General features: G+C 51.2%; 3 protein-coding genes. 2 read left to right on the top strand and 1 reads right to left on the bottom strand.

Translation table 11 applies throughout. The annotated features are described in order from the left end of the window. Nucleotides 1–405 (top strand): MFS transporter (locus Q7V48_03325; GenBank protein MDO9209767.1); only part of this gene is annotated, 405 nt, incomplete at its 5' end. Between the two features lie 98 nt (nt 406–503). Next, nucleotides 504–1,940 carry a CoA-binding protein gene (locus tag Q7V48_03330; protein ID MDO9209768.1) on the top strand — a complete coding sequence of 479 codons (1,437 nt, stop codon included), beginning with the start codon at nt 504–506 and terminating at the stop codon, nt 1,938–1,940. Nucleotides 1,941–2,048: 108 nt separating this feature from the next. On the opposite strand, the gene Q7V48_03335 is transcribed toward Q7V48_03330, so the two are convergent. Next, on the bottom strand, nt 2,049–3,497 hold the full coding sequence (locus tag Q7V48_03335; GenBank protein MDO9209769.1) for a S1 RNA-binding domain-containing protein: 1,449 nt from the start codon (nt 3,495–3,497) through the stop codon (nt 2,049–2,051). Between the last annotated feature and the right edge of the window lie 435 nt (nt 3,498–3,932).

The following is a 3,932-nucleotide window of genomic DNA, read 5'->3' on the forward strand; positions in this document are numbered from 1 at the left end:
GGCCTGATCTCCGACCGGATTGGACGGGAAATTACTATAACCATCGGTGCGGTGATTGGCATTTCTGGAATTGTCGTATTGGCTCTCATTCAAGATGCCTCCCATCCCTGGATGCTCTATTACTATGCCATAACCCTTGGCGCGGCCAACGGGCTCAGCGCCCCCACCATTGCCGCTTCGGTCACGGACATTTTCCAGGGGCCCAAGGTGGGATTTACCATCGGAGCAATCTGGGTTGGATTCGCTTTGGGGGGCGCCATAGGTGCCTGGCTGGGAGGATGGCTTTTCGAACTCATCGGGAATTACCTGCTCGCTTTCTTGGCAGCTATTGTTTCGTTCGCCGTGGCCTGTGTGGCCATCTGGCTGGCTGCCCCACGGAAAGTCCGGGCGCGCCCCCGGTCTTAACAAAAACATCCCTCCTGAACTTCAAAAGCCTCCCTGAAAGGGCCCGGAAGAGTTGATTCACCAAGCGGCTTTAACTGAGAAAAAGAAAGAAGGGCAAATTGAAAAGTGACTTAAATGTTTTTATCGAACCTGAGAGTGTCGCGGTGATCGGGGCCACGGAGAGGCCTGGATCGTGGGGATCCTTTATTATGGAAAACCTGCTGGCCTGGAAATATCCGGGGAAGATTTATCCCGTGAATCGCCGTTCCGCCAATGTGTACGGCCTCCAGGCCTTCCCGGACGTGAGGTCCATTCCTGACTCCGTTGAACTGGCGGTGTTTACCATCCCGGAAGATTCAGTGGAAGAAACGATCCATGACTGTGGAACAAAGGGGGTCAAAGGGATTACCATCATCACAGCCGGATTTGGGGAAGCGGTAGAGGGGGGAAGAGCTCGGGAGGAGGCCATGGCCCAAATGGCTCGAGCCTATGGGATGCGGATTCTCGGTCCCAATGTAAGCGGCACTTTTAACTTGCCTGCCAGATTCAACGCCTCCGCTTCCTCCGCCGAACATCTTTTCCCCACCCCCCTGGCGGCGGTCTGCCAGGGAGGGTATGCCATTTACGATCTTTTGGCTTGGGGATCTGCCCGCGGGATGGGCGTGGGCAAGTTCATCCACACCGGGAACGAGTGTGATCTGCAGGTGACTGACTTTTTAGATCACTTTAGCCGAGATCCCCAGGTGAAAGGAATTTTAATGTATCTCGAAACGCTGCGCGATGGGAGGCGTTTCATGGAGATTGCTCGCCGAGTACCCCGCGAAAAGCCCATCATCATCCACAAAGCGGGTCGCACAGAGGGGGGCACTCGCGCCGCCCATAGCCACACGGGAGCCATCGCCGGTTGGAAAGAGCTCTATCGCGGAGCCTTGGATCAGGTAAATGTCATTCTCTCCCCTACCATGGAACTTCTTCTCCCTTTGGGGCACGCCTTAATTGAGCGCCCCCCCATGAGGGGAAAACGGGTGGCCATTGTAACGATGGGAGGGTCGTGGGGCGTAGCTCTTGCGGATCGTCTCGAAGAAGAAGGGTTGATCGTTCCAGAGTTGAGCGCAACCACTCAAACAACTCTGAAGTCTTTGGGCATGCCGCTCCGGGCCTCTACGAGAAATCCCGTGGACATTGGGGCAGCAGGAGTTTCGGCGTTTTCAGTTCATTCCCTCCTTGCCATGGGTAGAGCGATCCTTTCTTCAGATGAAATAGATGCCCTCATTCTCCATGGGTTCGGCCGGCCGGGTTTTATCCGGGACGAAACCCCTCCGGGGAGGAAACTTTTCCTGGGTCTGGAAGAACAAATCATGCGCAGCTACAACGGACTCCAGCAGGAGATCGGCAAACCGGTTATCCTGGGATGTTGCCTATCCCAATGGGAGAGCCAGGCTATTTTCGACCTGCAAAGGGAGGGAATCCGCATCCATCAGCGTCTGGATGAAATCGCCCAGATCCTCTTCCGGATGTATGAATACTGGAGAAAAAACTTTTCCGCTTCACCCTAAAAGCCCGGGGGAAAAGGCCAACAAGAATTGTCCCGCATAATATAAAGGTAAACCGATCAGCCGATTCCGGAATTCCTCCTTTAGGAATTTGTCCCGGACAACAAAGATTCACTTCTTCAGCTTCGTGAAAATCTCCCCCAGGGTGCCGAGCTTCCCGGTCTTCTCTTCTTCTTTGAGAAACTTCTCGAATTCTTCCCGGTCTTCTTTTTCCTTCATCACCTTCTGGGAAAGTTGGATCCTTCCTTTTTCATCTATGGCAACGATCTCCACTTGAATCTCTTTCCCTTTGGGGATCTTCTTTTTTACATCTCCTTTTCCGGAGTGAATTAATTCCTCCATGGGGAGCAGGCCCCGAATATCCATACCGATCTGCGGAAGTTTTACGAAAAGTCCATAGGGTTTCTGATCCTCTACGATCCCTTTGAGGACCTGCCCGACTTCCAGACGTACTTCCCCTGCCTGTTCGGCCATCCGTTGCTTGATGGCCGCATCTTTAATGGAAAGGGATATTCGGCGTTTTTCTTGGTCTATTTTCAGAACCAGAACATCCACCGGGTCCCCTTCTTTAAGAAGGCGACTCGGATGGGGAACGCGTTGATAGCTTATTTCAGAAACATGAACCAGGCCATCCAAACCCGGGGCTAATTCTACAAACGCTCCATAATCAGCCAACCTGGAGACTTTCCCGGAAATCACATCCCCTTCTTTGATTTCAATACCCTTCTCCCAGGCACCAGGCTCCAAAGCTTTCAACGAAAGGGCAATTTTTTGGCGGCCATTTTTCTCTGGCTCAATTTTCAGAATCTTTACCTTGATCATCTGGCCCGGTTCAAGGATCTCAGAAGGATGGTTGACCCTGGCATGGGTTAGCTCAGAGACATGAATCATCCCTTCAATCCCTCCGATGTCCACAAAGGCGCCAAAGTCAGCCAACCTTGTAACTTTTCCTTCGAGTTCAAGGTCAGGTTTGAGGAAGGCCATCGTCTCTTTAGCCTTTTTGTCCCGTTCCTCCTGAAGGAGCGCGCGCCGGGATAGGATAATATTCTTTCCCCTCTCATCCAGTTCCAAAACTCGGAACTGGTATCTGGCCCCGACATGCTCTTCAGGTTTTTCGCAATACTGGAGGCCAATCTGGCTCACGGGACAAAAGGCCCGCATCCCAGAAATTTCTATTTCAAAGCCTCCCTTGTTAACGGCCGCAACTCTTCCCTCCACCGGAATTTGATTTCTTTGGGCCTCCCGTAGTAGGGGGATGGCCTGGGCACCATGAACTTTCATTGCCTTACTGAGATGAATCCCCCCGCGAAAGGATGTCACCCTCAGTTCTACTCGATCTCCCTCTTTAACGCTCAGGTTTCCGTCTTTGTCCCGAAATTCTTCAACATCGGCGATTCCTTCACTTTTACCCCCCAAATCAACAAATACTGTTTCCTTGCCCATTTTCACCACGATCCCGGATACGGTATCTCCAGGAGCAAACCTCTGACCCAGGGTCTGAGTGCTGCTTTCAAAAAGATCGGCAAAGCTAATTTCTTCCTCCCTCTCTTCTTCTGCCATAAAAAATCACCCCTCTCGGAAAATCATTTTTTAGAATACCACAAGAATATTGAAACTCAACCATATTCCTCATCTTGCCATCCCACCCTTTGTATCTTCAGTTGTAAATTCATAAAGATTAGTGAGAAGGAGGCAGGGAGATGCTGAGTGCCGGCCAATCGGCGGGAAATATCTTGCCCACAACCTCCCTCTTTATTTCCGCTAAAAGAAAGCTGAAAAGGATCTTTCCGCTTACGGCAACGGCAGAAGTTAAGCTCCGGAATAGGAACGAACCACTGCCTCATTGGCCAAACGAAGCATTTTCCTGCCTCCATGGACTCGAAAATAAAAGTGGAGGCGGGCACCTATTCCTCATCGGCATACGAGGATCAATCTTTTTGAAAATGTTGCTTTTTTCTTTCGAATTTAGTAGGTTGAAATAAAAAAGGATAGGTT

Source organism: Deltaproteobacteria bacterium, assembly GCA_030654105.1.
Classification (GTDB): Bacteria; Desulfobacterota; SM23-61; order SM23-61; family SM23-61; genus JAHJQK01.

Coding starts and splice junctions, on each gene's coding strand:
- Q7V48_03335 (MDO9209769.1), bottom strand. CDS start 3,497: ATGGCAGAAGAAGAGAGGGAGGAAGAAATTAGCTTTGCCGATCTTTTT.